The following is a 26,572-nucleotide window of genomic DNA, read 5'->3' as shown; positions in this document are numbered from 1 at the left end:
GTCGCAGGCGGCAAAAACTTGCCCAGGCTCCGGGAGGCCCGCATCCGTGCGCGTCAGAAATCCAGGCCCAGATCCAGCACGGGCACCGAATGGGTCAGCGCGCCGACCGAGATATAGTCGACCCCCGTCGCCGCAACCTCGGCGATGCGCGGCAGGCGCATGTTGCCCGAGGCCTCCAGCACCACGCGGCCCTGCGCCATGGCGACCGCGCGGTGCAGCGCGGCGGTGTCCATGTTGTCCAGCAGGACCACGTCGGCGCCGCCCTCGTCCAGGACTTCGGCCAGTTGGTCCAGGTCGTCGACCTCGATCTCGACACGCATCATGTGCGAGGCGCGGGCCTTCACGGCCCCCAGCACGGCGCGGATGCCGCCGCCTGCCGCGATGTGGTTGTCCTTGATCAGGATCGCGTCGGACAGCGAAACGCGGTGGTTGAAGCCGCCGCCATGCAGCACCGCCTGTTTTTCCACCAGACGCAGGCCGGGCGTGGTCTTGCGGGTGCAGGTGATGCGGGCGGCGGTGCCGCGCGTCTCGGCCACGAAGGCCGCCGTCATGGTGGCGATGCCCGACAGGCGGCCCGCGAAATTCAGCGCCACCCGCTCGGCCGACAGGATCGCGGCGGCGTCGCCCTCGATCCGGGCCAGCGTGTCGCCGGGGGCGAAGGCGGCGCCGTCGGGGACCAGAACCTCCAGCCGCAGGGCCGGGTCGATCAGGCGGAAGGCCAGCGCGGCAAGCTGCATCCCCGAGGCGGTGCCCGCCTGGCGCGCGCGGATGGCGCCGCGGGTGCGGGTGCCCTGCGGGATCACCGTGCGGGTGGTGATGTCGCCATGCGCGCCCAGATCCTCGATCAGGGCCGCGCGGACCAGGGGTTCCAGGATCAGGTCGGGCAAGGGCGGGGTCATGACGGCTCCGGTTCGGGGATGGGGCGTAGCGCCAGGGCCTCGGCCAGGGTCATGCGGCTGCGGCGGGCATCGGGCAGCGGGTCGGGGAAATCGGTGCGGCAATGGGCGCCCCGGCTTTCCTGGCGGGCCAGGGCGGCGGCGCAGATCAGCGTGGCGGTGGCGGTCATGTTGGCCAGGCGCGGACAGTCGGGCTGTGCGGCCTCGATCCGGGCGATGCCGCGCAGGGCTTCCGTCAGGCCCTGGGCGTCGCGCAGGACGCCCGCGCCTGCGGTCATGGCCTGGCGCAGGCGCGCCACCAGGACGGGATCGGGCGGCGCGGCGGGGGCCGGATCGGGCAAGGCGACCGGGGCGGCAGGCGGGCCGTCGCGGCCGATCGACAGCGCCGCCCGGCGCGCGAAGACCAGGGCCTCCAGCAGCCCGTTCGAGGCCAGGCGGTTCGCGCCGTGCAGCCCGGTCGAGGCCGCCTCGCCGCAGGCCCAGAGGCCGGGCAGGCTGCTGCGGCCATCCAGATCGGTGGCGATACCGCCCATATGGTAATGCGCCGCCGCCGCGACCGGGATCGGCCGGCGCGCAGGGTCGATGCCCGCCCGCGCGCAGGCCGCCGCCACGGCCGGGAAATCCGCCGCGATGCGGGGTCCGAGCGCGCGGCAATCCAGCGCGGGACGGCGGCCCGCCCGGGCCTCGGCGTAAACGCCGCGGGCCACGATGTCGCGCGGGGCCAGTTCGGCATCGGGATGCAGCGCGGTCATGAAGCGGACGCCATGGGCGTTGACCAGATGCGCGCCTTCGCCGCGCAGCGCCTCGGTCGCAAGGGGCGCAGGATCGGCGCCGCTGGCGATGGCGGTGGGGTGGAACTGCACGAATTCCGCGTCCGAGATCACCGCGCCCGCGCGGGCGGCCATGCCCAGGGCCTCGCCCCGGATGCGCGGCGGATTGGTCGTGACGGCGTAAAGCCCGCCCGAGCCACCGCCGGCGATCAGCACCGCCGGGGCCGCGACCGTCACCGTTGCCGATCCCGAGGACCGCGCCAGGTCGATCCCCGCCACGCGGCCGCCGTCCGTCCGCAGCCCGGTCGCCACCCAGCCCTCGGCCACCTGGACCGAGGGCGTGGCCCGGATGGCGGCGGCCAGGGCGCGCATGATCTGCGCCCCCGCCTGGTCGCCCTGGACGCGGACGACGCGGGCCAGGCTGTGCGCGGCTTCGCGCGACAGGACATAGCCGCCCGCCGCGCCGCGGTCGAAGGGCGTGCCCAGCGCCGTCAGGCGCAGGATGTGGTCGCGCGCCTCGGCCGTGACCAGCCGGGCCACGTCGGCATCGACAAGGCCCGCCCCCGCCCGCAGCGTGTCGGCGGCGTGCAGCGCGGCGCTGTCGGCCGGGTCCATCGCCGCCGCGACCCCGCCCTGCGCCCAGGCGGAACTGGCCCCCTGGCCCAGCGGATCGGGCGAGATCATCAGCACCGGACGCGGCGCCAGCACCAGCGCCGCATACAGCGCGGCCAGCCCCGCGCCGACGATCACCACGCGGTCGGTGCGGATCATCGGATCAGGCCGCCAGTTGCCGCGACAGGTCGATCATCCGCTGCACCGCCCGGCGCGCGGGGGCGGCGACGGCTGGGTCCACCTCGACCTGGCCGGTCATGGAATGCAGCGACCACAGCACCTTTTCCAACGTGATCTTCTTCATGTGCGGGCACATGTTGCACGGCCCCAGGAATTCGACCTCGGGGTGGGCGTCCGAGATGTTGGCCGCCATCGAGCATTCCGTGACCAGCATCGCCTGCCGGGGCCGTTCGCGGCCCACCCAGTCGATGATATGCGCTGTCGAGCCTGCGAAGTCGGCCTCGGCCACCACGTCGGGCGGGCATTCGGGATGGGCGATGATCTTCAGCCCCGGATGCCAGTCGCGGAAATCGCGCAGATCCTGGGGCGTGAAGCGTTCGTGGACGATGCAGGCCCCGTCCCACCAGACGATGCGCTTCTGCGGCACCTGCTTGGCCACGTTCTGCGCCAGCCATTTGTCGGGCGTCATGATGACCGTGTCGCCGGGCATCGCCGCAACGATCTGCGCGGCGTTGGACGAGGTGCAGCAGATGTCGGACGCGGCCTTCACTGCCGCCGTGGTGTTGACATAGCTGACCACCGGCGCGCCGGGATATTGCGCGCGCATCTGCGCGATCCCCTCGGCGGTGATGGATTCGGCCAGGGAACAGCCCGCCTCCATGTCGGGCATCAGCACGGTCTTGGCGGGGTTCAGGATCTTCGAGGTTTCCGCCATGAAATGCACGCCGCATTGCACGATGATGTCGGCATCGACCCGCGTCGCCTCGATGGCCAGTTGCAGGCTGTCGCCCACCACGTCGGCGATGCCGTGATAGATGTCGGGCGTCATGTAGTTGTGCGCCAGCACCACCGCGCCCCGTTCCGCCTTCAGCCGGTTGATCGCCGCCACATAGGGCGCGGCCATGGCCCAGTCCGGAAAGGGCATCACCCGGTCCATGCGGGCATGGATATGGGCCATGTCGCGGGCCAGATCGACCGAGGGGGCCAGATCGTAATGGGCCGCCAGTTCGGCGCGGATGGTCGTCACGTCCAGCAAGATCGGCTCCTCCCGGCGGCGCCGATGACGGCGCGGCCCCGATTGATGGTGGCTGGCGGCTGTCCTAGCGGTTCATTGACGCTGCGGCAACGATGATCGTTTTCGGGGTCTTGCCCGGCCTGCGGATCGGTCATCGGGCCTTCACAAGCCTCAACAGCGTCATCATGCCCAGGGGCGGCAGGGTGCATTCCTCGGCAAGGGTCAACCGCGCCTCGCCCAGCACGCGGCTGCGGTCAAAGTCCGAATGCCAGCCCAGCAGGTCGGCCAGCGGCGCGGCGATCCGTTCGGCCCAGGCCAGCGCACCCGCCTTGCGCGCGAAATGGTTGACGATCACCACGCTTCCGCCGGGGCGCACCACGCGGGCGATCTCGGACATGACCTTTTCCGGTTCCGGCACCACCGAGATGACATGCATCGCCGCGACGTGATCGAAGCTGTCATCCGGGAAGTCCAGGTCGCGGGCATCCATCCGGTGCAGCGCGGCCACGTTGCGCAGCCCTTCGGCGGCGACCTTGGCGCGCGCCTTGTCCAGCATCTCGGCGCTGTAGTCGACGCCGGTGACCGCGACGCGCCCGTCATAGTGGCGCAGCGCCAGGCCGGTGCCCACCCCCACCTCAAGGACGGAACCGCCCAGGTCGCTCAGCAGCGCGGTGGCCCTGCGGCGCCCGACCTGCGTAACCGCCCCGAAGGTGCGGTCATAGATCGGCGCCCAGCGGGCATAGGATCGTTCGACTGCCTGAAGTTCCATTCATTCCACCTTTCGTGCGGACCGCCGCCGACGTCTGGTCCATTCCCGCGCCAGCAGCAGCAAATAGCCAAGGTCCAGAAGCACCAGCGTCAGCCAGGGATAGGTCAGCAGCGCCGCCCCCAGCGCCACCACGGCCAACAGCAGCAGCCGCGCCTGTTCGGGGCGGATGCTGACCGGGCGCAGCGCAGGAGTCGGCAGGCGGCTGATCATCAGCGCCCCGACCGCCATCATCCACAGCGCGCAGGCAGGGCCGGGCAGGACCGCGGCGGGGATGAGCTTGGCCAGGAAGATCGGCAGCAGGGCCAGCATCGCCCCGGCGGGCGAGGGCACGCCCGCGAACGAGGTCTTGGGAAGGGCCGACGCCAGCGGGTCGCGGCTGCCGATGTTGAACCGCGCCAGCCGCAGCACGCAGGCCACGGCATAGAGCAGCGCGGCGATCCAGCCCGCCCCCCCGGTTCCGTCGAAGGCCCAGAGATAGAGGACCAGCGCAGGCGCCACCCCGAAATTGACGAAATCGCACAGCGAGTCCAGTTCCGCGCCCATCGCGCTTTCGCTGCGCAGCCGGCGGGCCAGCCGTCCGTCAAGGCCGTCCAGCATGGCCGCCAGCAGGATCAGGGCCGCCGCCTTGTCGAATTCCCCGGCAATGGCCAGGCGGATCGCCGTCAGGCCCGCGCAAAGCGCCGCAAGGGTCAGGGCGTTCGGCAGCAACTGCACCACGGACAATCGGGGACGAGGGTCCGGGCGGGCGTTCATCCTCAGTCCACCAGGGCCGGACGCGCGGCCTCCCTGCGCGCCAGTTCGGCGATCACCGTCTCGCCCGCGACCATGGTCTGTCCCACGGCAACCAGCGGCGACACCCCTGGCGGCAGATAGACATCCAGGCGCGACCCGAACCGGATCAGCCCGAAGCGTTCGCCCGTCCGCAGGCTTTGGCCTTCCTTGGCCCAGCACAGGATGCGCCGCGCCACCAGACCGGCGATCTGCACCACCGCAAGGCGGCGCCCGTCGGCCAGTTCCAGGCACAGCCCGTTGCGCTCGTTATGCTCGCTGGCCTTGTCCAGCGAGGCATTGAAGAACTTGCCGGGCCGATAGGCGACCGACAGCACACGCCCCGCCGCCGGGGCACGGTTCACATGACAATTGAACACCGACATGAAGACGCTGACGCGCGTCAGCGCCACGGCCTCCATCCCCAGCTCGGCGGGCGGCACGGCCGGTTCGATCAGCGACACGACACCATCGGCGGGGCTGACGATCAGCCCCTCGCCCTGCGGGACGGCGCGGCGCGGATCGCGGAAGAAGTAATAGCACCAGACCGTCAGCCCCAGCCCCAGCCAGCCAAGCGGTTCCCACACGAGGAATAGAACAAGCGTGACAAGGGCGAAGACGGTCAGGAAGCGATAACCTTCCGGGTGCATCGGCTTGAGGAAGGTGCCCCACATCGTCATGCGTCCGTATTCCCCTTCCCAACCCCCAGTCCGGCGCCCATAGCACCCTGAGAAAATGGGGTCAAACAAAGACGACGCTTTATCCCTGTTTTGCGACATGCGCTGCCGGGAAGCCAGCCGCCGGGAACGAACCGGCCCCCGAAGCTTTCGCCGCCGCGCCTGGGGCTTCGGATTTCGATCAGGGGCCGTCCCGGTCAGTCACGCTCGCTTTCTCGGCCGCTCAGCCCCGGCGCGAATCGCGCAGGGCGGATTGCAGGGCGCGGAAGGTCGCGAAGCGGGCGTCGTGGGTCCGGGTCGCCGCAGCGTCGGGCCGGTATTCCGCCGCGGGGCGCGACATGGCCGCCATCGCATCACGCATGTCCGCGAACCGGCCTGCGGCGACGGCGCCCAGGATGGCCGATCCCAGCAGGACCGGCTCGGCGGCCTCGCTGCCCAGGACCGGCTTGCCGGTGCCGTCGGCCAGCAGTTGCCGCACCAGGTCAAGCTGTCCGGCGCCGCCCGAGATGACGATCCGTTCGATCGGCGCGCCGGCCTTGTCCTGAGCCTCGATGATCTGGCGCAGGCCATAGGCGATCCCGCACAGGCCCGCGACATACAGCGCGACCAGACTGTCCAGATCCCGCTCCATCCCCAACCCCGCAACGATGGCACGGGCGTGCGGGTCGGCGAAGGGCGCGCGATTGCCCAGGAATTCGGGCACGACATGCAGGCCCCCGGCCAGCGTCACCACCGGGGACAGGCTGCCCGCCTTGTCCTGCGCGCGCGCCGCCAGCCAGACCGGCAGCGGCTGGCCCGCGGCCCTGGCAGTTGCCCCGGCCTCGGCTGCGGCGGGGTGGAAGGACAGAAGCTGTTCGATCGCGGCACCGGCGGCGGACTGGCCGCCCTCGTTCAGCCACATGCCGGGGACCATGGCCTGATAATACGGTCCCCAGACCCCCGGCACGAAGACCGGATCCCGCGTCGTCGTCATGGTGCAGGACGAGGTGCCGAAGACATAGGCCAGGTTGCTTTCGGCCCCGCCCGCCATGCCCACGGTGCCGATGCCGCCCGCATGGGCATCGATCAGCCCGGCCGCGACCGGAATGCCGGGCGGCAAGCCAAGGTCGGCGGCCGCCGCCGCGCTCAGCCCGGACCCCAGCGGGGTGCCGGGCGCGACGATCCGCTGGCCAATCCGGGCGAAGCCGTCCTCGGCCAGATCGCCCAGGCCGATGCTGCGGAAATAGTCGGGATCCCAGCGATCCTCATGCGCCAGATAGGTCCATTTGCAGGTGACGGTGCAGCTTGACCGGGCCAGGTCGCCGGTCGCCCGCCAGCCCAGATAGTCGGCCAGGTCGAAGAACTGCCAGGCCTCCGCATAGGTCCGGGGCATGGTCTCGCGCAGCCACAAAAGCTTCGGCGTCTCCATCTCGGGCGAGATCACGTCGCCGACATAGCGCAGCACTGAATGGCCCTGGGCATTGATCCGTTCGGCCTGGGCGACGGCGCGGTGGTCCATCCAGACGACGATGTTGCGCGCATCGTCGCCCGAGGCGCTGACGCTGATCGGCTGGCCGCCCGGCCCCAGCACCACCAGCGAGCAGGTGGCGTCGAAGCCGATGCCTGCAACCCGCGCCGGATCGATCCCGGCCACCGCCTCTCGGGTCGCGGCGCAGACGGCAGACCAGATGTCGTCGCTGGACTGTTCGGCGATGTCGGCGCCCTCGCGCCACAGCAGGATATCGCGTTTCGCACTGGACAGCATCCGGCCGGCGGCATCGAACAGGCCCGCACGGGCGCTGCCGGTGCCCACGTCGATGCCCAGGAAGATCGGATCCTTCATCCCAGCCCCCTTACAGATCGACGCTGTTCGGCAGGATCACCAGGTCGCGGATCACCACGCCGCGCGGACGGGTCAGCATGAACATCACCGCTTCGGCGACCTCGACCGGCTGCATCAGCGACCCGTTGGCAAGCGCCTCGTCCATCTTCGCCTTGGGCCAGTCGTCCAGCAGGGCCGTCACCACCGGGCCGGGCAGGACCGCGCCCATGCGGATGCCATGCGGCGCGACTTGCCGCCGGGTTGCGTGCAGGAACGCCTGAACCGCGAACTTGGAGGCCGTATAGACCGGCTCCCACACCACCGGGACGACGCCCGCCACCGACGAAGTGAAGATCACGTCGCCGGTCTTGCGTTCGATCATCCCCGGCAGGACTGCGCGGACGCTGCGGAAGGCCGCGTTGATGTTGAGGTTCAGCATCCGGTCCCAGGCGTCGGGATCGCCCTCGGCCGCCGGGCCGCCGATATAGGCCCCGGCATTGGCGTGCAGGATGTCCAGCGGCCCGGCGATCTCCTCGATCCGTGCGGCGATGCCGTCCACCTGCGGACCGTCCAGCAGATCGACGACCAGCGGATGCGCCATCGGCCCAAGTTCCGCGCAGAGGCTTTCCAGCCGGTCGGCGGCGCGGTCGATCAGCACGACCGCCGCCCCCGCCCCCAGCATCGCGCGGGCGCATTCCAGCCCGATGCCCGATGCCGCGCCCGTCACCGCCGCGACCTTGCCCTTCAATTCGTCAGCCATGTCCGTTCCTTCCTTATCCGCGCCCGTGGCTTGCCCGCGACTGACGCGCCAGCGAATCGACGATCACCGCGATGGCCAGGACCGCGCCGGTGATCATGTAGCGCAGCGACGAACTGAGATTCAGCAGCGTCAGCCCGTTGGAAATCGCCTGGATCACGATCACCCCCAGCAACGCCGACCAGGCCGACCCGCGCCCGCCGAACAGCGATGTCCCCCCGATCACCGCCGCGGCGATGGCGTTGAGGTTCACGTCGCCCGTCCCCGCCTGCTGGCTGGAGGATGCCAGCCGCGACGCCGCCAGCATTCCGCCAAGCGCGGCAAGGGTCGAGCACAGCATGAAGGCCGACATGCGGATGCGGTGGACATTGATCCCCGACCGGCGCGCGGCCTCGCGGTTGCCGCCGACCGCGAACATCGCTCGGCCCCATTGCGTGCGGGTCAGGGCATAGTTCATCGCCACGACCAGGGCCACGAACAACCCGAACATCCACGGGATGCCGCGCCCGCCGTTCAGGTAATGCACCGCGACCAGCAGCAGCACCGTCAGGATGCCCGCCTTGGCCAGCAGCACCGACAACCCGCCGGGGTTCGACAGGTTGACGGCGGCGCGCCTGCGCATCCGGTCCAGCCCCAGCCACAGCATCAGCCCGCCGGGCAGCACCGCCAGCAGATAGCTGAACCAGGCGGGCATGACATGGATCTGCCCGAACCGGACCAGGAAGGACGCATAGGGCAGGTTGATCGATCCGGTCGATCCCAGCAGGTAAAGCTGCAACCCCAGCATCGCCAGCAGCCCCGCCAGCGTAGAGACAAAGCTGGGCATCCCGAAGCGGTTCAGCAGCGTCGCATAGACCAGCCCCATGAACGCCCCCGCCCCCAGCGCGACCAGGATCGCCAGCGGGACCGGCAGGCCCATCTGCACCCACATCACCCCCAGGATGGCCGAGGCAAGCCCGCTCATGGACCCGACCGACAGGTCGATCTCGCCCAGGATCAGGACACAGACGATGCCCAGGGATATGCAGCCCACTGCGGCGGCGTCGAACAGAAGGTTCGCCAGGTTGTTGGGCGCCAGGAAGACCGGGTTCAGCGACCAGAAGACCGCCGCGATCAGCACCAGGCCGACGATGACGGGCAGCATTCCCAGATCTCCAGACCGGACCCGGTCGAAAAATCCGCGGATCGCGCCGACGATCCCTTCGTCATGGCGCACCCGGCTGTCGGATCGGTCCAGGGCCACTTGGCTGTTCGGATCGCTCATCTCACCGCTCCACGTCTTCCAGCTTGCGCGCCTGCCTGCGCGACACGGCGTTTTCCGTCGCGCCGGTGATGGCGGCGATCAGGTCGGCATTCGAATCCTCGGGGGTGAAAACGCCATTGTTGCGGCCCAGGCGCAGCACCACGATGCGGTCGGCGACCGCGCGCACATCCTCCATGTTGTGCGAGATCAGGATGACGCCCAGACCCCGGTCGCGCACGCGTTCGATCAGGTTCAGCACCTCGGCGGTCTGGGCCACGCCCAGGGCGGCGGTCGGCTCGTCCAGCATGACGATGCGCGGATCCAGCAGAAGCGAGCGGGCGATGGCGACCGTCTGGCGCTGCCCGCCCGACAGCGAGGCGACGGGTTCGCGCACCGAGGGGATGCGGGCGGAAAGCTCGCGCAGCAGGGTCCAGGCCTGGACCTCCATCTGCACCTCGTCAAGGTTCCAGGGCGACAGCTCGTGGCCCAGGAACAGGTTCGCGACCACGTCCAGATTCTCGCAAAGGGCCAGATCCTGGAACACCGTGGCGATGCCCAGTTCCAGCGCCGCGCCGGGGCTGTCCATCGTCACCGGGCGGCCCATGAACTGGATCGTGCCCTCGGTCGGCTGGTGGACGCCCGCCAGCACCTTGACCAGGGTGGACTTGCCCGCGCCGTTGTCGCCGACAAGGGCGACGACCTCGCCCGGATGGATGTCAAGCTGGATGTCCTTCAGGGCCTGCACGGCGCCGAACTGCTTGGAAATGCCGCGCAGGCTCAGGATCGGCTGCGACGGGCTTTGGTTTTGGGTCATGACGTGCCTCCTTCCGTGGCGCGCGCCGCAAAGGGCGCGCGCTGCGTGGATCATTCGAGGATGCCCAGTTCGCGGCAGGCCTCGGCATAGTCTGCGGTGCAGATCTCCTCGGGCGTCTGGATACCCTTGTCGAAGATCTCGGCCTTGATGTTTTCGCGCGTGACCACGTCTGGCACGAACAGTTCCGACGGGGTGTCGTACAGCGTGGTCTTCGCCTCGGGCGTCTCGCCCTTGAGGAAGGCCACGGCGACCTCGGCCGCGGCACGGGCCACGATCTCGGACGGCTTCGAGATGGTGTTGTACTGGTCGCCCGCGATGATCAGTTGCAACGCGGCGATGGTGGCGTCGTTGCCCGTCACCGGCGGCAGCGGATCGACGCCCGCCGCCTTCAACGCCGCGATGGCCCCGCCCGCCGTGCCGTCATTGGCCGCGACGATGCCCTTGATGTCGGCGCCGAAGCGGTTGATCTGGCCTGCCGTGAATTCCTGCGCCTTGGGCGGCGCCCAGTCGGGCGTGTCGTATTCGGCCAGCGTCTTGTATTCGGACGCGTCGAGCGCGGCGTCGATGCCGTCGCGGATCAGCCCGGCCGCCGCGTCGGTGGGCGATCCGTTGATCTGCAACACGCCCGCGCCGGCCTCGATCCCCTCGGCCTTCATGTGATCGACCAGCGACTGTGCGATGGCCTGGCCGATGCCCTTGTTGTCGAACGAGACATAGTAATCCGCCGGAACGTCCGGGATCGGCCGGTCATAGGCGATGACCTTCACGCCCTGGGACTGCGCCATCTGCACCAGCCCGGCGGCCGCAGCCGAATCGACCGGATCCAGCACCACGATCTTCGCCCCCTGCGCGATGACCGAGTTGAACTGCTGCTGTTGCAGCGACACGTCGGCATTGGCGTTCTGATAGATCACCGTGCAGTCCGGGCACAGTTCCTCCAGCGCGGCCTTGAAGCCGGGAAAATCGTGCTGTTCGTATCGGGTCGATGCCTGGTCGGGCATCAGAAAGGCGATGGTCGCGGCCTCTTGGGCCAGGACCGCGCCGCCCAGCAGGGTCGTCAGGGCCAGCGACGATGCCGCAAGGGTGAATCTTGTCATGCTGTCTTCCTCCTCATGTCGGGCACGCCCGCAGGCCGCACGGCGCCGTGGATCACGGCACCCGCAGCAGGCCGGCCAGCCGCCCCCCCAAATGTCACGGCGCCCTCCCCCGGATTGCGCCATCGATGCAGCGTCCATGCTCAATCGATGAAGCGAGATTGCGCCAGCTTCGGATTCGTGTCAAGATCGCTGTCACGGCCGGTCATGCTGCGCCCTTCTTCTTCAGTCGGGGAACCATGGCGGAAATCGGCGACAATCCAGCAAGACGGCCCACGATCTATGATCTGGCGCAGATCGTCGGGACCAGCCCCAGCGCAGTCAGCGCGGTCCTGAACGGCACCTGGAAAAAGCGCCGGATCAGCGCCCGGCTTGCCGAACGCGTGACCCGCATTGCCGAGGAACAGGGCTATGCCGTCAACCTTCAGGCCAGCCTGCTGCGCCGCGAAAGGTCGCGCATCATCGGCATGATCATTCCGAAATACGACAACCGCTATTTCGGCGCCATCGCCGAAGGATTCGAGGCGATGGCCCGCGAACGCGGCCTGTTCCCGATCATCACCTGCACGCAGCGCGACCCCGCGCTGGAGGTCGAGGCCGCGCGCGAAATGATTTCCTATCAGGCGGAATGCCTGATCGCGACGGGTGCGACCGATCCCGACCGCATCGCCGGGGTCTGCGCGCCATCGGGGGTGCGGACCATCAACCTGGACCTGCCAGGAACCGCCATGCCGTCAGTCGTGTCGGACAATTTCGGGGGCGCGCGGGATCTGACGCGGCAGATCCTGGATCGAGTGAGGGACGAATTCGGCGTTCTGGCGCCGCTGTGGTTCATCGGCGGGCGGGCGCAGGACCACAACACCCGCGAACGCCTGCGCGGCTTCATGGCGGCCCATGCCGATCTTGGCCTGGGGGTTCCGCCGGACCGCTGCATCATGCGCGGATATTCCGCCACCAAGACCGAAGCGGCCCTGGCCGGGGCCCAGATCGCCGAACACAGCGGCATCTTCGTCAATTCGACCATCGCGCTGGAAGGGGTGGTGCGGTGGATCTATGACCATCCCCGGCTGCCCGCGTTGCGCTTTGGCTGCTTCGACTGGGACCCCTTCGCCCGCTTCCTGCCCCAGAACATCGGCATGATGCGCCAGGACACCGGCGCCATGCTGGCAAAGGTCTTCGACTTCGTCGAACACCCGCCCCCAGGCGCCCCCAGGGTCGAGACGCCCTGCATCTTCGAACCGGCGAATTGAGAGGAGATCTGCCAAGAACGGATCGTCGATGGACCACGAGGTCAAAGAAAAAGGTGACATCGCTGTCCTTGGGGGAACCGCGCCGCCGCGCCCGCGTTCACAACCCGAAGCCCAGTGGCCGGAGGATGCGGCCACACTCTCCTCCCTCCTCTCTCTGATGCCCCGGCGTTTTCCCGCGCCGGGGCTTCGTTCATCCCCGGCCGTGAGGCGCGGTCCAGTCCAGATCCGGGCCGATGGGGATGATCCGGTGGGGGTTCACCGTGTCGTGGCTGAAATAATAATGGCGCACGACATGATCGGGGCGCACCGTCTCGGCCACGCCGGGCCATTGATACAGTTCGCGCGCCCAGGCCCACAGGTTCGGGTAATCGACGATCCGCCGCCGGTTGCATTTGAAATGCGTGTGATAGACCGCATCGAAGCGCGCGATGGTGGTGAACAGGCGCCAGTCGGCCTCGGTGATGCGGTCGCCCAGAAGATAGCGGCTCTCGGCCAGGATGCCCTCGATCCAGTCCAGGCTGTCGAACAGCGGGTGGACGGCCTTGTCATAGGCCTCTTGGGTGGTGGCGAAGCCCGCCTTGTAGACGCCGTTGTTCACGGTGTCGTAGACGCGCTTGTTCACGGTCTCGATCCGGTCGCGCAAGGATTCCGGCCAATAGTCGTCGCGGTTGCCCGTCACCCCGTCGAAGGCCGAATTGAACATGCGGATGATGTCGGCGCTTTCGTTCGATACGATCCGGTCGCCGTCGCGGTCCCACAGCACCGGCACCGTCACCCGCCCCGAGGCACGGGGATCGGCGCGCAGATAGATGTCGCGCAGATAGGGCAGGCCGAACAGCCGGTCGCCGGTCGCGCCGTCGAAATCGGTGCGGAATTCCCAGCCGTTCCACAGCATGTCGGGATGAACGGCGGACACGTCGACATGATCCGCCAGCCCCTTCAACGCCCGGAAGATCAGCGTCCGATGCGCCCAGGGACAGGCATAGGAGACATACAGGTGATAGCGCCCGCTTTCCGCCTTGAAGCCGCCCTGTCCCGTGGGGCCGGGGCCGCCGTCCGCCGTCACCCAGTTGCGGTGACGCGAGGTGTCGCGGACGAATTCGCCGCCGCTGGCCTCGGTGTCATACCATTCGTCCTTCCAGACGCCCTCGACCAGCTGGCCCATCGTCCTGTCCTCCGTCTTGGCTGCCGAAGGCAACGGGCCAGCGGGTCGCCGGGTTTCAGGCGATGGCCTGGTCGCGGGTCTCGGACCTGATCAGCAGCAGCGCCAGCGCGCCCAGCAGCAGCAGGCCCGCGAAGGCGCCGATGGCCACGCCGAACCCCTTGGCAAAGACCACCGCCAGCAGGCTGGGCGCGAGGATCCCGCCAAGCCGCGCCACGGCGCTGGCCGTGCCCATGCCGGTGCCGCGCAGATGCGTGGGATAGAGCTCGGGCGTAAAGGCATAGAGCGCGCCCCAGGTGCCCAGCAGCGCAAAGCTCATCAGGATCAGCGCGGTCGCGACCATCGCGGTCCCGGTTGCCACGGCGAACAGCGCGCAGCCCGCGGCGCTGAGCAGCAGGAAGGCCAGCAGCGTCGCGCGCCGCCCCACCGCCTCGACCCCCCAGGCGGCCAGGGCGTATCCCGGCACCTGCGCCAAGGCCAGGATCACCAGGAAGCCATAGCCGCGCACGAAGCCGAAGCCCTCGGTCGCAAGCTGGCCCGGCACCCAGACGAAGACGCCGTAATAGGACAGGGACACCAGAAACCACACCGCCAGCACACCGATGGTCCGCGCCCGCAGCAGGTCCGAAAAGATCGAGCTCTCGGATCCCGTCGGCACCTGCGCCGGCACCAGTTCCGCGTCCGACGGCAGCGCCTGGACGCCGTTGGCGACCAGCACCCGGTCCACGACCGCCCGCGCGCCCAGCTGATCGCCCTTGCGGATCAGGAACATCGGCGATTCGGGCAGCCACAGCCGCAGGAAGATGCCGATCACGGCGGGAACCGCCGCCACCGCGAAAATCCACCGCCACGGCGCCGCAGCCCCCTGCGCGGTGGCGATCCAGGCGGTCAGGGCCACGATGATGGTGCCGATGGCCCAGAACCCCTCCAGCCAGACCAGCCAGCGGCCCCGGTTCCGGGGCGGCAGGAATTCGGCCATCATCGCGTAATCGACCGGCAAGGTGCCGCCCACCGCCACGCCGGTCAGGAAGCGCAGCACCAGAAGCAGCGTGAAATCCTGCGCAAAGACCGAGGCCAGGCCGAAGATCGCATCCATTCCCACAGTCAGCACCAGAATGTTGCGCCGCCCGATCCGGTCGGCCACCCGGCCAAAGACGAAGGCGCCCAGGAACATGCCCAGGAAGAACACCGTGCCGATCTGGAAGGCGGTCACACGCTCGACCCCGAAGGTCGCGGCGACCGAGGGCGCGGCAAAGCCCACCGCGATCACCTGCATCGCATCGGCGGCCCAGACCAGCCCGAAAATCCCCAGAAGCCGCCACTGGAACCGCCCGGCCCCGCCGCGCGCCAAAGCCTCGTCCACCGTCAACCGCATCGCTGTCCCCCTGGCCGTGCCGGATGGCGCTGCATAGCCGCAGTTTTCCCGATCACCAAGCGCGTATTGATCTTTCAAGACAATTTCCTGCCGCAGCGTCAACTCGACAGCGCCCGGCCGCGCCGCTAGGGTCCGCGGCAAAGGAGCCCGCCATGTTCACCATCGCCACCTGGAACATCAACTCGGTCCGCCTGCGCGAGGGGCTGGTCGCACGCCTGCTGCGCGAGGAGGCGCCCGACATCCTGTGCCTCCAGGAATGCAAGTCGCCGGTGGACAAGATCCCGCTGGACCAGTTCCGGGCGCTTGGATATCGCTGGATCGTCGCGCGGGGCCAAAAGGGCTATAACGGCGTGGCGATCCTGTCGCGGCTGCCGCTGACGGACGCGGGCGACCGCGATTATGCCCGTCTTGGCCATGCCCGCCATGTCGCGGCGCGACTGGAAAACGGCGTGACCATCCACAACATGTACGTGCCCGCGGGCGGCGACATCCCCGACCGCACGGTGAACGAGAAATTCGGCCAGAAACTGGATTTCGTGGCAGAAATGCGCGACGTGTTCCATGCTGACAATCCGCAGCGCTCGATCCTGGTGGGCGACCTGAACATCGCCCCGCGCGAGGATGACGTCTGGTCCCACAAGCAGCTGCTGAAGATCGTCAGCCACACCCCGATCGAGGTCGACCACCTTCTGTCCGCCCAGGACGCGGGCCGATGGGTGGACGTGACGCGCCAGGACATCCCGTCCGGGCTGCTCTATTCCTGGTGGAGCTATCGCGCCAGGGACTGGGACGCCGCCGACAAGGGCCGCCGCCTGGATCACATCTGGGCCAGCCCCGACATCGCAAACGCCGCCCACAACAGCCGCATCCTGCGCCCGGTGCGCGGCTGGGACCAGCCCAGCGACCATGTGCCGGTGCTGGCCAGCTTCGATCTCTGACCCTTTCACCTTTGCGCAAATATCCACGGGGCTTCCGAGCGCCCGGAAAAAGGTCCGGTGGACCTTTTTCAGCGAGGAAGGGGCCGGCAGGCCCGAGGGGGGACGTGAAGTCCCCCAGCGGTGCCGCCCCAAACAACCCTTCCCCTTCCGCGTCCCAGCCCCCATATTGCCGCCAACCGTTCCGAACCATTCCGGGGACATCATGACCATGCTTTTCGACGGCGCCCCCGCCGCGCCCAAGACCGCCGATTTCATCAAGGACGTGACCGAGGCCGACTTCATGGCCGAGGTGGTCCAGGCCTCGATGCAGGTGCCGGTGATCGTGGATTTCTGGGCGCCCTGGTGCGGCCCCTGCAAGACCCTCGGGCCGCAATTGGAAGCCGAGGTGGCGCGCCACAAGGGCCGGGTCCGCATGGCCAAGGTCAATGTGGACGAAAACCAGATGATCGCCGCGCAGCTTCGCGTCCAGTCGATCCCAACCGTCTATGCCTTCTTCCAGGGCCAGCCGGTCGATGCCTTCCAGGGCGCCATCCCGCAAAGCCAGATCAAGCAGTTCGTGGACAAGCTGGCGGGGCTGTCGGGCGATGACGGCGGGCTGGCCGAGGCGCTTGCCGCCGCAGAACAGATGCTGGAGGAAGGCGCCTTCTCTGATGCCGCGGAAACCTTCGCCGCCATTGCCGAGGAAGACCCGTCCAGCACCGAAGCCTGGGCCGGCGTGGTGCGCGCCCATCTGGCGGCGGGCGACGCGGACGCTGCCCAGACCGCGCTTGACGCCATCCCCGCCCCCGCCGCGACCAGCGCCCCGGTCGAGGCCGCGCGCGCGCAGCTGCACCTGGCCCGCCAGGCGGCCAAGGCCGGTCCGCTGGCCGACCTGCAAGCCCGTGTCGACGCCGCCCCCGACGACCAGCAGGCGCGGCTGGAATATGCCCAGGCGCTGCACGCGGCGGGCCGGGTGGAGGAGGCCATCGACATCCTTCTCGACAGCTTCCGCCGCGACCGCGACTGGAACGAGGGGGCGGCCAAGGCGCAACTGCTGACCATCTTCGACAGCCTCAAGCCCAACGATCCGCTGGCCCAGAAGGGACGCCGCCGCCTGTCGTCCCTGATCTTCGCCTGATCCCGGCCATGCGGTTCCGCTTCGACCTGCCCGCGCGCATTCCGCTGTTTCCCCTGACCGGGGCGGTGCTGATGCCGCGCGGGCGGATTCCCCTGCATGTATTCGAACCGCGCTATCTGCAAATGCTGGACGATGCGCTGAGGACCGACCATCGCCTGATCGGCCTGATCCAGCCCGAGGGCGAGGGATTGGCCGCGATCGGCTGCGCCGGCCGGGTGGTGGCCTTTTCCGAAACCGACGACGGACGGCAGATGATTTCCCTGCTGGCCGTGTCGCGTTTCCGCCTGACCGAGGTGCAGGAGGGCTTCACCCCCTATCTGACGGCCGAGGTGGACTGGTCGTCCTTCGCCCGCGACCTGAAGGGCCCCGAGGACGACCCCGGCCTGGATCGCGACACGCTGTTTCCGCTGTTGCGGCGCTATATGGACGCGCATGAGCTTTCGACCGACTGGGACGCCGCCGCCGAGGCCCAGGACGAGGCGCTGATCAATTCCCTGTCGATGGTGCTGCCCTTTTCGTCCGGCGACAGGCAAGCGCTGCTGGAAAGCCCCACCCTGGCGGACCGGCGCGAACTGTTGCAGGGCCTGATCGAATTCGCCCTGCATGGCGGCGATACCGAGGACCGACTGCAATGACCCAAAGCCCCCCGCCCGCCTTCGACCGTCCCATGATCGAGGCGCTTGTCTGCCCCGTCACCCATACCGCCCTGTCCTATGACGCGGCGCGCCAGGAACTGGTTTCCAAGGCGGCGGGGCTGGCCTTCCCGATCCGCGCCGGCATCCCGATCATGCTGGTGGCCGAGGCCCGCCAGATCAAGGCGGATTGATGGTGGCCCAGTCCGGTCCCATCGCCGAAATCCGACGCGAGATCCGGCCGCTGCTGCCCCTGTGGGTCAAGGTCGTGATCGGGCTGTGCTGCGCGATCGAGGCGCTGCTGCTGGTCAGCGACCTGCTGAACTGGCGCCTGACCTTCGTCATCGCCCAGCAGCCCGGCATCCTGTCCTATTTCACCCAGCAGCGCATCGGCGTCCCGATCCGGCAGATAGTCGACTATCTGTTCGGCTTCTGGTCGGCGCAGATCCATGCGGGCCACGGTCTCTATCCCGGCCAGCCCGCAGCGATGTTCGCGACCTATGGATTTCTGCACGCCGGGCCGATCCACCTGGGCATGAACATGCTGTCGCTGGTGGCCATCGCGCGGGAACTGAACCGCCTGATCGGCGCCGCGCGCATGGCCCTGGTCTATGCCGTCACGCAGGTCGCGGCCGCGCTGCTGTTCGCGCTGATGACGCCGCAGGGCGGGCCGATGATCGGCGCTTCGGGGGCGATCTTCGGGCTGGCAGGCGCGCTGATCGGCTTCGCCGCCGTGACCGGCTGGCGCCACCGCCGTCCGTTGGGGCAATTGTGGCGCGGGGTCGCGATGATGGTGGTGCTGAACGTCGCGCTGACCGTGCTGATGCCCTCGATCGCGTGGGAGGCGCATCTGGGCGGCACGCTGGCGGGCCTGGTGATGGGCGCCTGGATGGCGATGATCCGCAGCCCTCGCACCTCAGCCTTCTGAGGGGGCCTCCGCCTCGGCCTGCCCCTCGGCCGCGGCGATCCGGCGCAGGGTCTGGCGGAACGGCTCGGACGCCGCCGTGGCCATCCCGGCGGCGCTGTCGCCGGGATGCTGCGCCAGGTGATCGGCGATGATCCGGTGGCCCAGGCTGTTGCCCGTGCCCTTGCGCAGGTCGCCCTTGCCGCCGAACCAGCGGCCATGGTCGTAATCGCGCCGCGCCCATTCGTTCATCGCCTGCCGCATGGCCCCTGCCGCGGGGCGGACGGTATCGATCGCATCCGGCTTTCCGCCCATCACCTGCAGCACGAAATGCCCGGCCAGCCCTTCGCTGACCAGAGCCTCGCCCAGCGAACGGCCATAGCCCGGCCCGTCCCAGCGGATCAGATGCGCCATCTGCCGGACCAGGGCGCGGGTGAAGTGCAGGGGATCGAAGCGGTCGGGGGTCAGCGCGATCTCGATCACGCCGGGCGTGCGGCAGCGGCCCTGGATCGCGCCATCGGCAGAACGGTCCGCCTGCGCGCGCACCACCAGATCGAAATCCGGCAGATCGGCATGGTCCGAGGCCCGCGCCACCGCCTGGCGGCTGGCCTGCCGGACTTCAGACAGGACCGGCGTCAGGGCGTGGCGCGCATTCAGAAGATGAAGGGTCCAGAGCGTCATGGGGTCTGGATATAGCGCCTTGCGAAGGGGCGCGCCAGCGGCGGGAACAGGGTTTGCGGCAGACCATGCGGAAGGCGCGGGGCGCGGGCTTCGTCGGAGCGTTGGAACAGATGCGGCCGGTCCCCAGGAACGCGCGAACATACGGGAACCGGCCTCTTTCGCGCGGGCTTTGCCCCCACGAAAGTCCGAGGCGCCAGGGCATCGCCAAGGGCGACGGCCTGCGCTATGGTTTGAAGACCGGCCCCCAGGAACGCGCGAACAGGACGGGGGCCGGTCTCTTTCGCGGGGCGCGGGCGCCGCTGCGAAAGCTCGGGTGGTCCGGGCGGGGTTATTCCCCGCCGCCCAGACCGTGGACATAGGTGGCGACGGCGCGGATCTCGGCCTCGGACAGGCGCGCGGACCAGGACGGCATCACGCCATAGGGGCCTTCGCTGACGATCCGGGTGAGGGTCGCGTGGTCATTGCCGTACAGCCAGACCGCATCGGCCAGGTTCGGGGCACCCTGGCTGCGGTCGCCGGTGCCGTCCTCCATGTGGCAGGCCGAGCAGTTGTCGGCATAGACCTGCGCGCCCTCGGCCGCCTTGGCCGGGTCATGGGGCAGATCGGACAGCGACAGGACGTGGTTGACCACCTGGTCGATCTGCGTGCGGTCCAGGATGCCGTCGCTGCCGAAATGCGGCATTTCCGAATAGCGGGTGTCGCCGTCCTGAGGATCGCGGATGCCGTGCTGCACGGTCAGGTGAATATCCTCCAGCGTGCCGCCCCACAGCCAGTCGTTGTCCAGCAGGTTGGGATAGCCCCGCGCCCCGCCCGCGCCCGAACCGTGGCACTGCGCGCACCAGGTGCGGAACACGGCGCCCCCGGCATTGGTCGCATAGCTGAGCAGTTCCGGGTCGGCCGGGATCGCGGCCAGCTCGACCTCGGCCAAGCGGGTCTGGATGGCGGCGTTGGCTTGGTCGAAGCGGTCGATCTCGGCCGCGACTTCCTGGCGATAGTCGGTGCCCAGCAGGCCTTGGGTCGCGCGGTTGACCAGCGGGATGGCCGGATAGGCCACGACATAGCCCACCGCCCAGATGATCGTGGCATAGAAGGTCCACAGCCACCAGCGGGGCATCGGGTTGTCGTATTCGGTGATCCCGTCCCATTGATGGCCGGTGGACCCGACCTCTTTCACCAGGCGGCCGCGGCGTGCCGGCTTGCGCATCTTGGGCGCGACCGGCTGGTCGGGCCTGGGACGCTCGGGGATTTCGCCCGCGATCTTGGCGGCGTGTTCGCTGTCGGCCGCGTGGCGTTCCAGCGACACCCGGTTGTCGGGATTGGCGGGGTCGATATGCGGATCGACCGGCTTGTCCTTGTCTTCGGCCATCACCGGCCCTCCTTCTCATCCGTCCGGGCGGGACGGTTCTCGTGCCGGAAAATGCTTTCGGCGGCGTCTTTCTGGGCCTTCCTGGCGCCGGGGCGGAACACGAACAGGATCACGCCCACGAAGAACAGCACCAGGAGCAGCAGCGCCCAGCTGTCGGCCAGACCGCGCAGGAAGCTGTAGGTTTCCATGCCCGCCCCCTTACCGCGTCGGATCCGGTTCGAAGGTCGAGAAGTCGACCATCGTGCCCAGCACTTGCAGATAGGCGACCAGGGCGTCCATCTCCGTCAGCTGCGGCTGGCGGTCGAAGTTGCGCTGCTGCGCGCCCGGATAGCGTTCCTGAAGGCCCGAGGCATCGGCGTTGGGATCGGCCTGCGCCCGGAAATCCTCGGCCGCGGCGGCGATCATGTCCTCGGAATAGGGCACGCCGACCAGGGCATCGGTTTCCACGCGGTCCCGGATGTATTCGGGGCCGATGATCCGGTTCATCAGGTGGCCATAGCTGGGCATGATCGATTCCGGCACCACCGATTGCGGGTCGCGCAGGTGATCCAGGTGCCATTCGTCCGAATAGCGCCCGCCGACGCGCGCCAGATCCGGCCCGGTGCGCTTCGATCCCCACTGGAACGGGTGGTCGTACATCGATTCCGCCGCCAGCGAGTAATGGCCATAGCGTTCGACCTCGTCCCGCATCGGACGGATCATCTGGCTGTGGCAGACATAGCAGCCCTCGCGGACGTAAACGTCGCGCCCGGTCAGTTCCAGCGGGGTGTAGGGGCGGACCCCCTCGACCTTCTCGATGGTGTTTTCCAGGTAGAACAGCGGCGTGATCTGCACCAGGCCGCCGATGGTGACGACCAGGAAGGAAAAGATCAGCAGCAGCGTCGCGTTCTTTTCAAGGATCTTGTGCTTTTCAAGGATTTGCATGGCTGGCTTCCCCCTATTCGGCCGGCACGGCGATGGCCGTCGAATGGGCTTTGGGCTGGCGGGCCACGGTGGCCCAGAGGTTGTAGGCCATGATGATCCCGCCGGTGAGGTACAGAACCCCGCCCAGGGCGCGCACCACGTTCATCGCGAACTTGGCCTGGACCGCATCGGCGAAGGCGTTGACCAGGAAGCCCTGGCTGTCGACCTCGCGCCACATCAGGCCCTCCATGATGCCCGACACCCACATGGACGCCGCGTAAAGGACCAGACCGATGGTCGCCAACCAGAAGTGCCAGCTGACCAGCGACAGCGAGTACAGGCGTTCCCGGCCCCACAGGCGCGGCGTCAGGTAATACAGCGCGCCGAAGGTGATCATGCCGTTCCAGCCAAGCGCGCCGGAATGGACGTGGCCGATGGTCCAGTCGGTATAGTGGCTGAGCGAATTGACGGCCTTGATCGACATCATCGGCCCTTCGAAGGTCGCCATGCCGTAGAAGCCGACGGCCACCACCATCATCCGCAGGATCGGGTCGGTGCGCAGCTTGTCCCAGGCCCCCGAGAGCGTCATCAGCCCGTTGATCATCCCGCCCCAGGACGGCATCCACAGCATGATCGAGAACACCATCCCCAGGGTCGAGGCCCAGTCGGGCAGCGCGGTATAATGCAGGTGGTGCGGACCGGCCCAGATGTACAGGAAGATCAGCGCCCAGAAGTGGATGATCGACAACTTGTAGCTATAGACCGGACGCTCGGCCTGTTTCGGGATGAAGTAGTACATCATCCCCAGGAAGCCCGCCGTCAGGAAGAAGCCTACGGCGTTGTGGCCGTACCACCACTGCACCATCGCGTCCTGCACGCCCGAGAACACCTGGACCGACTTCGATCCGAAGATGCTGACCGGCACCGACAGGTTGTTGACGATATGCAGCATCGCGATGGTGACGATGAAGGCCAGGTAGAACCAGTTGGCGACGTAGATATGGGGTTCCTTGCGCTTGATCACGGTGCCCAGGAACACGGCCAGATAGGCCACCCAGACGACCGTCAGCCACCAGTCCACATACCATTCGGGTTCGGCGTATTCCTTGGACTGCGTGGCGCCCGCGATATAGCCGGTCGCGGCCAGCACGATGAACAGGTTGTAGCCCCAGAACACGAACCAGGCCAGGTTCCCGCCCCACAGCCGCGCCGCGCTGGTGCGCTGCACGACATAGAAGGACGTGGCGATCAGCGCGTTGCCGCCAAAGGCGAAGATCACCGCACTGGTGTGCAGCGGGCGCAGCTTGCCGAAGTTGGTATAGCCATGGGTCAGGTCCGACAGGTTCAGCACCGGGAAGGCCAGCTGGAAGGCGATGACCACCCCCACCAGGAAGCCCACCACGCCCCAGAACGCCGTGGCGATCACCCCGAACCGGACCACGTCGTCCATGTATTGCGAGGTATCGACCGCCCGCACCGGCTCGTCCACCCGGCGCAGCGCCCAGACGAACATTCCCGCCGCCACCAGCATGACGACGATCGCATTGACCATATAGGCCGGATCGCGCGCCATGTTGGCGCCGATGGCGGCCAACAGCGCGATCGTGCCCAGCAAGATCAGCTTTACATAATTCCACATGGCTTCCACCTGCGTCCCTTGGTCGGAATGACCGGCGGCACGAATCGCCGCCGGACAGATTCCTTCGTCACCGACCGCAATAAGGCGGCGGCGACACACGAAACCTTGATCTGCATCAAGTTCGGCGGTTTGATTCCGGTCAAGGCTGCGGCGTGGCAAATCCGCCATCCTGCGCCCCGACATGATCAAGGAGACCGAGATGGGTTACAAAAGCATCCTGACCGTCCTGTCCGACGCCCGCCAGCTGCCCCAGCTTGACGCGGCGGCGGCCCTGGCCGCGCGCGAGGACGGGCATCTGTCGGTCCTCAGCCTGGGGCTGGATCACACGCAGGTGGGCTATTACTTTCCGAACGGGATGCCTTATGCGTTCCAGGACGCCATCGACATGGCGATGGACCAGGCCGGGACGCTGGATCAGACGGTCCGGCAGCACCTGGCCCGCTTCGGCGATCTTCGCTGGTCGTCCGAGGCCGCAGTGGCCCAGATCGGCGGCATCGCCAACCTGGTGGGAATGCGCGCGCGGTTTTCCGACCTGACCGTCCTGTCCCGCCCCTATGGCGAGGACGCCCCCGGAGAGGCCGAGGCCGTGGTCGAGGCCGCGCTGTTCGAGGGCTGCTGCCCGGTCCTGGTCCTGCCCGGCACCGAGCTGCCCGCCGATCCGCCGGGCAAGGTGCTGATCGCCTGGAACCAGTCGACCGAGGCCCTGGCCGCCGTGCGCCGCGCCCTGCCCCTGCTGAAGGCCGCCGGCTCGGTCGAGATCACGGTGATCGACCCGCGCGCCGGCACCGACGGTTCCGAACCCGGCGCGCCCCTGGCGCAGATGCTGAACCGCCACGGCGTCCATGCCGACATCGCCGTGCTGGCCCGCACCTCGGGCACCGTCAGCGAGGAACTGAACCGCCGCGCGACCGAAATCGCCGCCGACCTGGTGGTGATGGGCGCCTATGGCCATTCGCGCTTCCGCCAGGCGATCCTGGGCGGGGCCACGCGCAACATGCTGGAAAAGGCCAAGGTGCCGGTGTTCATGGCGCGGTGAGGATCTGCGCCAAGGGGCCGCAGGCGGGATCAGGAAACGCCCTGGGTTTCCCCCCGCCAGCTTACGCCACCAGCCGCGCCCCGTCATGACCGGCGATGCGCAGGTCCATCAGCGCGCCTTCCGGCTGGTCGCTGGCAAAGGCCACCTCGGTGAACTGTTCCGTGCGGCCCAGCCGCGGGCCTTCGGTCAACACGCGATGGGTCCGGCCCACCTGCCCGTCCAGATGGCGGCGCAACGCGGCCTCGCCCGCCTCGCGCAGTCGGGCGGCGCGGTCGCGGATCACCGGCCCCTTCACGGCGGGCATCCGCGCGGCGGGCGTCCCCTTGCGGGCCGAGAATGGAAAGACATGCAGGAAGGTCAGCCCGCAATCGCCGACCAGCCTGACGCTGTTTTCGAACATCGCATCGGTTTCGGTCGGGAAACCGGCGATGATATCGGCCCCGAAGACGATATCCGGGCGCAGCCGCCGCGCGTCCTCGCAGAAACGGATCGCGTCGTCACGCAGGTGGCGGCGCTTCATCCGCTTCAGGATCATGTCGTCGCCGGCCTGCAGGGACAGGTGCAGATGCGGCATCAGCCGGGGTTCCGAGGCGATGGCCAGCATCAGGTTCTCGTCCGCCTCGATGCTGTCGATGCTGCTGATGCGCAGGCGCGGCAGGTCGGGCACCAGCCGCAGGATCCGCATGACCAGATCGCCCAGCCGCGGCGTGCCCGGCAGGTCGGCGCCCCAACTGGTCAGGTCGACGCCGGTCAGCACGACCTCGTTGAAGCCGCGCCCGACCAGCCGCTTGATCTGCTCGACCACCACGCCCGCCGGAACCGACCGCGAATTGCCGCGCCCATAGGGAATGATGCAGAAGGTGCAGCGGTGATCGCAGCCGTTCTGGACCTGGACATAGGCGCGGTGCCGCCCGAAGCCGTCGATCAGATGGCCCGCCGTTTCGCGCACCGACATGATGTCGTCGACGCGGATCTTCTCGGTGTCGCCGATCAGGTCGGGGGCGCGCAGGCCTTGCCACGTCTCGGGCTGCATCTTCTCGTGATTGCCGATGACGCGGGTGACCTCGGGCATGGCCGCGAAGGTGTCGGGTTCGGTCTGGGCCGCGCAGCCGGTGACGATCACCGGCGCGCCCGGATTCTCGCGCGCCAGGCGGCGGATTTCCTGGCGAGCCTTGCGCACCGCCTCGGCCGTGACGGCGCAGGTATTGACCACGACCGCGCCCGACAGGCCCGCCGCCTCGGCCATCTCGCGCATCGCCTCGGTCTCATAGGCGTTCAGGCGGCAGCCCAGCGTGGAAAAGACCGGCGCGGTCATGACGCCAGCCATTCGGGCGTCAGCACGCCGGAAAAGACATGGGCGGCTGGCCCCTGCATCCAGACGCCATCGTCCCGCCAGTCGATCAGCAGCGCACCGCCCGGCACGTTCACGGTGACGCGCCGCCCGGTCAGCCCGCGCCGCGCCGCCGCCACCACCGCCGCGCAGGAACACGACCCCGAGGCCAGCGTCGGCCCCGTCCCGCGTTCCCAGATGCGCAGGATGATCTCGTCCCGAGAGACGACCTGCACGACTTCGACGTTCGTGCGCTGCGGATACAGCGGGTGATGCTCCATCGCGGGGCCGAAGGTTGCCAGATCGACCGAGGCCGCGTCCTCGACGAAGAAGGTCGCATGGGGATTGCCCATCCCGGTTGCCACGGGATCGCCGTCGATCGGCAGGCGGTCGATGTCCACCGCGCGCGCCAGGGGAATCGCCCGCCAGTCCAGCACCGGCGGCCCCATGTTCACCCGCGTCAGCCCGTTCCCCGCATTCTCGGCCAGCAGGATGGCGTGATCGGTGCGCAGGCTCAGCCGGTCGCGGCCGGTCTGATCCATCACATAGCGGGCGACGCAGCGCGTGGCATTCCCGCAGGCCGAGCTGACCGAGCCGTCGGCGTTCCAGAACCGCAGCCGCAAATCCGCCCGGTCGTCCGCCTGGATCGTCGCAAGCTGGTCAAAGCCCACGCCCCGGTTGCGGTCGGCGATGCGCGCGACCAGCCCTGCCGCAGGCGGATCGCCACCGGCACGCAGATCCAGGACGACGAAATCGTTGCCGAGCCCATGCATCTTCATGAAGGGCAGGCCGGAGGCGGGGTTGCTGTTCATGAGAGGCCGTATAATCCCTGCGGGAAATTTC

At 68.5% G+C, this 26,572-nt stretch carries 27 protein-coding genes; 7 read left to right on the top strand and 20 right to left on the bottom strand.

Annotated features, from left to right (window positions below):
- Positions 1-53: 53 nt before the first annotated feature.
- The 11 genes from nadC to PARHAE_RS05715 all read right to left on the bottom strand — a co-directional run bounded on the left by nadC (position 54) and on the right by PARHAE_RS05715 (position 11,399).
- Positions 54-899, bottom strand: a complete 846-nt coding sequence (gene nadC / locus PARHAE_RS05765; RefSeq protein WP_126153650.1) for a carboxylating nicotinate-nucleotide diphosphorylase — start codon at positions 897-899, stop codon at positions 54-56.
- Positions 896-2,437 carry an L-aspartate oxidase gene (locus PARHAE_RS05760; protein WP_126153649.1) on the bottom strand — a complete coding sequence of 514 codons (1,542 nt, stop codon included), beginning with the start codon at positions 2,435-2,437 and terminating at the stop codon, positions 896-898. Before PARHAE_RS05760 ends, nadC begins: the two co-directional genes overlap by 4 nt.
- A 4-nt stretch (positions 2,438-2,441) precedes the next feature.
- A complete protein-coding gene (nadA, locus tag PARHAE_RS05755) occupies positions 2,442-3,494 on the bottom strand; it encodes a quinolinate synthase NadA (protein WP_126153648.1) in 1,053 nt (350 codons plus the stop codon).
- Between the two features lie 130 nt (positions 3,495-3,624).
- Positions 3,625-4,242 carry a class I SAM-dependent methyltransferase gene (locus PARHAE_RS05750; protein ID WP_126153647.1) on the bottom strand — a complete coding sequence of 206 codons (618 nt, stop codon included), beginning with the start codon at positions 4,240-4,242 and terminating at the stop codon, positions 3,625-3,627.
- A complete protein-coding gene (gene pssA / locus PARHAE_RS05745; protein WP_126153646.1) occupies positions 4,243-4,995 on the bottom strand; it encodes a CDP-diacylglycerol--serine O-phosphatidyltransferase in 753 nt (250 codons plus the stop codon).
- A gap of 2 nt (positions 4,996-4,997) precedes the next feature.
- Positions 4,998-5,690 (bottom strand): phosphatidylserine decarboxylase, encoded by a 693-nt coding sequence (locus PARHAE_RS05740; protein ID WP_126153645.1) that lies wholly within the window; start codon positions 5,688-5,690, stop codon positions 4,998-5,000.
- A gap of 220 nt (positions 5,691-5,910) precedes the next feature.
- Complete coding sequence (locus tag PARHAE_RS05735) at positions 5,911-7,509, bottom strand: FGGY-family carbohydrate kinase (protein ID WP_126153644.1); 1,599 nt, start codon at positions 7,507-7,509, stop codon at positions 5,911-5,913.
- A gap of 10 nt (positions 7,510-7,519) precedes the next feature.
- Entirely contained in the window at positions 7,520-8,248 is a 729-nt protein-coding gene (locus PARHAE_RS05730; protein WP_126153643.1) for an SDR family oxidoreductase, read from the bottom strand.
- A gap of 13 nt (positions 8,249-8,261) precedes the next feature.
- Positions 8,262-9,509 carry a sugar ABC transporter permease gene (locus PARHAE_RS05725; RefSeq protein ID WP_126153642.1) on the bottom strand — a complete coding sequence of 416 codons (1,248 nt, stop codon included), beginning with the start codon at positions 9,507-9,509 and terminating at the stop codon, positions 8,262-8,264.
- A gap of 1 nt (position 9,510) precedes the next feature.
- Complete coding sequence (locus PARHAE_RS05720; protein ID WP_126153641.1) at positions 9,511-10,302, bottom strand: ATP-binding cassette domain-containing protein; 792 nt, start codon at positions 10,300-10,302, stop codon at positions 9,511-9,513.
- Between the two features lie 50 nt (positions 10,303-10,352).
- Positions 10,353-11,399, bottom strand: coding sequence for an ABC transporter substrate-binding protein (locus PARHAE_RS05715; protein ID WP_126153640.1), 1,047 nt, complete (start codon positions 11,397-11,399; stop codon positions 10,353-10,355).
- Between the two features lie 236 nt (positions 11,400-11,635).
- Between PARHAE_RS05715 and PARHAE_RS05710 the strand changes: the two genes are divergently transcribed.
- Positions 11,636-12,646, top strand: a complete 1,011-nt coding sequence (locus PARHAE_RS05710) for a helix-turn-helix transcriptional regulator (protein WP_126153639.1) — start codon at positions 11,636-11,638, stop codon at positions 12,644-12,646.
- A 190-nt stretch (positions 12,647-12,836) separates the two neighbouring features.
- Here the strand turns inward: PARHAE_RS05710 and PARHAE_RS05705 are convergent, their stop codons facing one another.
- Both PARHAE_RS05705 and PARHAE_RS05700 read right to left on the bottom strand, forming a co-directional pair.
- Entirely contained in the window at positions 12,837-13,811 is a 975-nt protein-coding gene (locus tag PARHAE_RS05705; RefSeq protein ID WP_126153638.1) for a glutathione S-transferase family protein, read from the bottom strand.
- A gap of 55 nt (positions 13,812-13,866) precedes the next feature.
- The gene (locus tag PARHAE_RS05700) at positions 13,867-15,261 is read right to left on the bottom strand and encodes an MFS transporter (RefSeq protein ID WP_241232684.1); all 1,395 of its coding nucleotides are present in this window, start codon (positions 15,259-15,261) and stop codon (positions 13,867-13,869) included.
- A gap of 74 nt (positions 15,262-15,335) precedes the next feature.
- Here PARHAE_RS05700 and PARHAE_RS05695 point away from each other — a divergent pair, with 74 nt between their 5' ends.
- The 5 genes from PARHAE_RS05695 to PARHAE_RS05675 all read left to right on the top strand — a co-directional run bounded on the left by PARHAE_RS05695 (position 15,336) and on the right by PARHAE_RS05675 (position 18,798).
- Positions 15,336-16,121, top strand: a complete 786-nt coding sequence (locus PARHAE_RS05695) for an exodeoxyribonuclease III (RefSeq protein ID WP_126153637.1) — start codon at positions 15,336-15,338, stop codon at positions 16,119-16,121.
- A 208-nt stretch (positions 16,122-16,329) separates the two neighbouring features.
- Positions 16,330-17,238, top strand: a complete 909-nt coding sequence (gene trxA / locus PARHAE_RS05690; RefSeq protein WP_126153774.1) for a thioredoxin — start codon at positions 16,330-16,332, stop codon at positions 17,236-17,238.
- A gap of 8 nt (positions 17,239-17,246) precedes the next feature.
- Positions 17,247-17,873 carry an LON peptidase substrate-binding domain-containing protein gene (locus PARHAE_RS05685; RefSeq protein ID WP_126153636.1) on the top strand — a complete coding sequence of 209 codons (627 nt, stop codon included), beginning with the start codon at positions 17,247-17,249 and terminating at the stop codon, positions 17,871-17,873.
- Positions 17,870-18,064, top strand: coding sequence for a Trm112 family protein (locus tag PARHAE_RS05680; RefSeq protein WP_126153635.1), 195 nt, complete (start codon positions 17,870-17,872; stop codon positions 18,062-18,064). The genes PARHAE_RS05685 and PARHAE_RS05680 overlap by 4 nt, the downstream gene beginning before the upstream one ends.
- A complete protein-coding gene (locus PARHAE_RS05675; protein WP_126153634.1) occupies positions 18,064-18,798 on the top strand; it encodes a rhomboid family intramembrane serine protease in 735 nt (244 codons plus the stop codon). The genes PARHAE_RS05680 and PARHAE_RS05675 overlap by 1 nt, the downstream gene beginning before the upstream one ends.
- On the opposite strand, the gene PARHAE_RS05670 is transcribed toward PARHAE_RS05675, so the two are convergent.
- From PARHAE_RS05670 to ccoN, 5 genes are all read right to left on the bottom strand, one after another.
- A complete protein-coding gene (locus PARHAE_RS05670) occupies positions 18,787-19,455 on the bottom strand; it encodes a DUF2268 domain-containing putative Zn-dependent protease (RefSeq protein WP_164555166.1) in 669 nt (222 codons plus the stop codon). The genes PARHAE_RS05675 and PARHAE_RS05670 overlap by 12 nt on opposite strands.
- Before the next feature lie 328 nt (positions 19,456-19,783).
- Positions 19,784-20,659: a cytochrome-c oxidase, cbb3-type subunit III gene (gene ccoP / locus PARHAE_RS05665; protein ID WP_241232694.1), complete on the bottom strand. Its 876-nt coding sequence runs from the start codon at positions 20,657-20,659 to the stop codon at positions 19,784-19,786.
- Positions 20,660-20,820: 161 nt separating this feature from the next.
- Positions 20,821-21,009 carry a cbb3-type cytochrome c oxidase subunit 3 gene (locus PARHAE_RS05660; protein ID WP_126153631.1) on the bottom strand — a complete coding sequence of 63 codons (189 nt, stop codon included), beginning with the start codon at positions 21,007-21,009 and terminating at the stop codon, positions 20,821-20,823.
- Between the two features lie 10 nt (positions 21,010-21,019).
- On the bottom strand, positions 21,020-21,745 hold the full coding sequence (gene ccoO, locus PARHAE_RS05655; protein WP_126153630.1) for a cytochrome-c oxidase, cbb3-type subunit II: 726 nt from the start codon (positions 21,743-21,745) through the stop codon (positions 21,020-21,022).
- Positions 21,746-21,758: 13 nt separating this feature from the next.
- Positions 21,759-23,363 (bottom strand): cytochrome-c oxidase, cbb3-type subunit I, encoded by a 1,605-nt coding sequence (gene ccoN, locus PARHAE_RS05650; protein ID WP_126153629.1) that lies wholly within the window; start codon positions 23,361-23,363, stop codon positions 21,759-21,761.
- A gap of 199 nt (positions 23,364-23,562) precedes the next feature.
- On the opposite strand from ccoN, the gene PARHAE_RS05645 reads away from it, so the two are divergent.
- Complete coding sequence (locus PARHAE_RS05645) at positions 23,563-24,399, top strand: universal stress protein (RefSeq protein ID WP_126153628.1); 837 nt, start codon at positions 23,563-23,565, stop codon at positions 24,397-24,399.
- Between the two features lie 61 nt (positions 24,400-24,460).
- On the opposite strand, the gene mtaB is transcribed toward PARHAE_RS05645, so the two are convergent.
- Together mtaB and dapF are read right to left on the bottom strand one after the other, a co-directional pair.
- On the bottom strand, positions 24,461-25,714 hold the full coding sequence (mtaB, locus tag PARHAE_RS05640; protein ID WP_126153627.1) for a tRNA (N(6)-L-threonylcarbamoyladenosine(37)-C(2))-methylthiotransferase MtaB: 1,254 nt from the start codon (positions 25,712-25,714) through the stop codon (positions 24,461-24,463).
- The gene (dapF, locus tag PARHAE_RS05635; RefSeq protein ID WP_164555165.1) at positions 25,711-26,541 is read right to left on the bottom strand and encodes a diaminopimelate epimerase; all 831 of its coding nucleotides are present in this window, start codon (positions 26,539-26,541) and stop codon (positions 25,711-25,713) included. The genes mtaB and dapF overlap by 4 nt, the downstream gene beginning before the upstream one ends.
- Positions 26,542-26,572 lie beyond the last annotated feature (31 nt).

The sequence above is a fragment of the Paracoccus haematequi genome (genome assembly GCF_900631945.1).
Classification (GTDB): domain Bacteria; phylum Pseudomonadota; class Alphaproteobacteria; order Rhodobacterales; family Rhodobacteraceae; genus Paracoccus; species Paracoccus haematequi_A.
The sequence above is the reverse complement of the archived record's forward strand: the minus strand, read 5'-3'. Positions and strand labels throughout refer to the sequence as shown.

What these genes read in the sequence shown, in the direction of transcription:
- PARHAE_RS05670 (WP_164555166.1), bottom strand. Translation starts at nt 19,455, where the DNA reads ATGACGCTCTGGACCCTTCATCTTCTGAATGCGCGCCACGCCCTGACG.
- PARHAE_RS05760 (WP_126153649.1), bottom strand. Translation starts at nt 2,437, where the DNA reads ATGATCCGCACCGACCGCGTGGTGATCGTCGGCGCGGGGCTGGCCGCG.
- nadC (WP_126153650.1), bottom strand. Translation starts at nt 899, where the DNA reads ATGACCCCGCCCTTGCCCGACCTGATCCTGGAACCCCTGGTCCGCGCG.
- PARHAE_RS05720 (WP_126153641.1), bottom strand. Translation starts at nt 10,302, where the DNA reads ATGACCCAAAACCAAAGCCCGTCGCAGCCGATCCTGAGCCTGCGCGGC.
- PARHAE_RS05675 (WP_126153634.1), top strand. Translation starts at nt 18,064, where the DNA reads ATGGTGGCCCAGTCCGGTCCCATCGCCGAAATCCGACGCGAGATCCGG.
- PARHAE_RS05685 (WP_126153636.1), top strand. Translation starts at nt 17,247, where the DNA reads ATGCGGTTCCGCTTCGACCTGCCCGCGCGCATTCCGCTGTTTCCCCTG.
- PARHAE_RS05725 (WP_126153642.1), bottom strand. Translation starts at nt 9,509, where the DNA reads ATGAGCGATCCGAACAGCCAAGTGGCCCTGGACCGATCCGACAGCCGG.
- PARHAE_RS05740 (WP_126153645.1), bottom strand. Translation starts at nt 5,690, where the DNA reads ATGACGATGTGGGGCACCTTCCTCAAGCCGATGCACCCGGAAGGTTAT.
- PARHAE_RS05680 (WP_126153635.1), top strand. Translation starts at nt 17,870, where the DNA reads ATGACCCAAAGCCCCCCGCCCGCCTTCGACCGTCCCATGATCGAGGCG.
- PARHAE_RS05660 (WP_126153631.1), bottom strand. Translation starts at nt 21,009, where the DNA reads ATGGAAACCTACAGCTTCCTGCGCGGTCTGGCCGACAGCTGGGCGCTG.
- pssA (WP_126153646.1), bottom strand. Translation starts at nt 4,995, where the DNA reads ATGAACGCCCGCCCGGACCCTCGTCCCCGATTGTCCGTGGTGCAGTTG.
- PARHAE_RS05705 (WP_126153638.1), bottom strand. Translation starts at nt 13,811, where the DNA reads ATGGGCCAGCTGGTCGAGGGCGTCTGGAAGGACGAATGGTATGACACC.
- ccoN (WP_126153629.1), bottom strand. Translation starts at nt 23,363, where the DNA reads ATGTGGAATTATGTAAAGCTGATCTTGCTGGGCACGATCGCGCTGTTG.
- PARHAE_RS05695 (WP_126153637.1), top strand. Translation starts at nt 15,336, where the DNA reads ATGTTCACCATCGCCACCTGGAACATCAACTCGGTCCGCCTGCGCGAG.
- PARHAE_RS05645 (WP_126153628.1), top strand. Translation starts at nt 23,563, where the DNA reads ATGGGTTACAAAAGCATCCTGACCGTCCTGTCCGACGCCCGCCAGCTG.
- mtaB (WP_126153627.1), bottom strand. Translation starts at nt 25,714, where the DNA reads ATGACCGCGCCGGTCTTTTCCACGCTGGGCTGCCGCCTGAACGCCTAT.
- PARHAE_RS05715 (WP_126153640.1), bottom strand. Translation starts at nt 11,399, where the DNA reads ATGACAAGATTCACCCTTGCGGCATCGTCGCTGGCCCTGACGACCCTG.
- dapF (WP_164555165.1), bottom strand. Translation starts at nt 26,541, where the DNA reads ATGAACAGCAACCCCGCCTCCGGCCTGCCCTTCATGAAGATGCATGGG.
- PARHAE_RS05730 (WP_126153643.1), bottom strand. Translation starts at nt 8,248, where the DNA reads ATGGCTGACGAATTGAAGGGCAAGGTCGCGGCGGTGACGGGCGCGGCA.
- PARHAE_RS05710 (WP_126153639.1), top strand. Translation starts at nt 11,636, where the DNA reads ATGGCGGAAATCGGCGACAATCCAGCAAGACGGCCCACGATCTATGAT.
- ccoP (WP_241232694.1), bottom strand. Translation starts at nt 20,659, where the DNA reads ATGCGCAAGCCGGCACGCCGCGGCCGCCTGGTGAAAGAGGTCGGGTCC.
- ccoO (WP_126153630.1), bottom strand. Translation starts at nt 21,745, where the DNA reads ATGCAAATCCTTGAAAAGCACAAGATCCTTGAAAAGAACGCGACGCTG.
- PARHAE_RS05735 (WP_126153644.1), bottom strand. Translation starts at nt 7,509, where the DNA reads ATGAAGGATCCGATCTTCCTGGGCATCGACGTGGGCACCGGCAGCGCC.
- PARHAE_RS05750 (WP_126153647.1), bottom strand. Translation starts at nt 4,242, where the DNA reads ATGGAACTTCAGGCAGTCGAACGATCCTATGCCCGCTGGGCGCCGATC.
- trxA (WP_126153774.1), top strand. Translation starts at nt 16,330, where the DNA reads ATGCTTTTCGACGGCGCCCCCGCCGCGCCCAAGACCGCCGATTTCATC.